The organism is Methylobacterium sp. CCH5-D2 (genome assembly GCF_001556475.1).
In the GTDB taxonomy this organism is placed as follows: domain Bacteria; phylum Pseudomonadota; class Alphaproteobacteria; order Rhizobiales; family Beijerinckiaceae; genus Methylobacterium; species Methylobacterium hispanicum.
The window spans coordinates 1-1639 of record NZ_LSIX01000464.1; the positions used below are offsets into that span (position 1 = coordinate 1).

Annotated in this window: 2 protein-coding genes; both read left to right on the plus strand. The window is 72.4% G+C overall.

Annotation, left to right across the window (positions count from 1 at the left end; genetic code table 11):
- Positions 1–192: nucleotide-binding domain containing protein (locus AX737_RS11795; RefSeq protein WP_280949068.1), on the plus strand; the 192-nt coding region annotated here is incomplete at its 5' end.
- A gap of 13 nt (positions 193–205) precedes the next feature.
- Positions 206–1177: a D-erythronate dehydrogenase gene (gene denD / locus AX737_RS11800; protein ID WP_066921533.1), complete on the plus strand. Its 972-nt coding sequence runs from the start codon at positions 206–208 to the stop codon at positions 1175–1177.
- Positions 1178–1639: the final 462 nt, after the last annotated feature.

Sequence of the window (1639 nt, forward strand, 5' to 3'; positions counted from 1 at the left end):
GTGGCGGGTGGCGAGACCTCGGGCGCCGTGGTCGATCATCTGGGCCTCAGGGCCTTCCGGGTCGGGCCGGAGATCGCGGCCGGCGTGCCGGTGCTGCGCACCGCGTCCGCCGAGCCGATGCTGCTCGCCCTCAAATCCGGCAATTTCGGCGGGCGCGACTTCTTCGCCCGCGCCCTCGACCTGATGCGCTGAGCGGAGTTTTCCCATGCACGTCCTGATCCTCGGCGCCGCGGGCATGATCGGCCGGCGCCTCACCGCCGCCCTCGTCGCGGCGGGCCGCGTCGGCAACGATCCGCTCACCGGCCTCACTCTGGTGGACGTGGTGCGGCCGGAGGCCCCGGCAGGCTTTGCCGGCCCGGTCCGCGTCGAGGCCGCCGACCTCTCCGCGCCCGGGGCGGCCGCGGCGGCGCTCAAGGAGCGGCCCGGCATCGTCTTCCATCTCGCCGCGGTGGTCTCCGGCGAGGCCGAGGCCGACATGGACCTCGGCTACCGGGTCAACCTCGACGGCACCCGCCTGCTCTTCGAGGCGATCCGCGCGCTGAGCGAGGCCGAGGGCTACCGGCCCCGGGTGGTGTTCACCTCCTCGCTCGCGGTGTTCGGCCAGCCGCTGCCGCCGGTGATCGGCGACGACTTCATCCCGGCGCCCGCCTCCTCCTACGGGGTGCAGAAGGCGATGGGCGAGCTGCTGCTGGCCGATTACAGCCGCCGCGGCTTCCTCGACGGGATCGGCCTGCGCCTGCCGACCATCTGCGTGCGGCCGGGCAAGCCCAACAAGGCGGCCTCCGGCTTCTTCTCCGGCATCCTGCGCGAGCCGCTCGCCGGGCTGCCGGCCGTGCTGCCGGTGCCCGACACGGTGCGCCACTGGTTCGCCAGCCCGGGCGCCGCGACCGGCTTCCTCCTGCACGCGGCCGGCCTCGACCTCTCGGGTCTCGGCACCCGTCGCACCTTCACTATGCCGGGCATCTCGGCGACGGTGGCGGAGGAGATCGAGGCCCTGCGCCGCGCGGCCGGCGCGGATGCCGTCGCCCTGATCCGGCGGGAGCCCGATCCGGCGATCATGCGGATCATCGAGACCTGGCCGGAGGCCTTCGACACCCGCACGGCCGACGCCCTCGGATTCGAGGCCGACGCCTCCTTCGACGCGATCCTCGCGCAGCACATCGCGGAATCGCGCTAGCGTTCCTCCGGATCGGGTTGCGGCGAGTGCGGCTCCGGGTTCTGGCGCCGAGGCTCTCGCCGCGAGATCCTTGCCGCGAGATCCTTGCCGCGAGACCTTGCCGCGAGACCTTGCCGCGAGATCCTTGCCGTGGCGCGCTCTTGCGCGGAGCCACAACCCAGCCCCGCGCGGGAGCGCTCCGGGCGGCCTCGCGCGGAGCCACGGGCTCTTCGGGCAGACGGCTCAGGGGCTTTGTGATACGATTTACGATTGATTGGTTCGGTCCAACACATCGTCTTGGAACGAAGCGCGGGTCCCCTCTCCCATCGGGAGAGGCCTGCTTTCGCAGAAAGCCGGGTGAGGGGTAGGAGGTTTCCAGGTAGGGCGCGGCGCCGAACGCGCGTCGATGCCGAGCGCTGTCCTGTAAGGTCATACCCCTCACCCCAACCCTCTCCCTCTGGGAGAGGGGGCGCGGCGCGGTTC

Excerpts from the sequence above, each read along its gene's own strand:
- denD (WP_066921533.1), top strand. The coding sequence starts at position 206 with ATGCACGTCCTGATCCTCGGCGCCGCGGGCATGATCGGCCGGCGCCTC.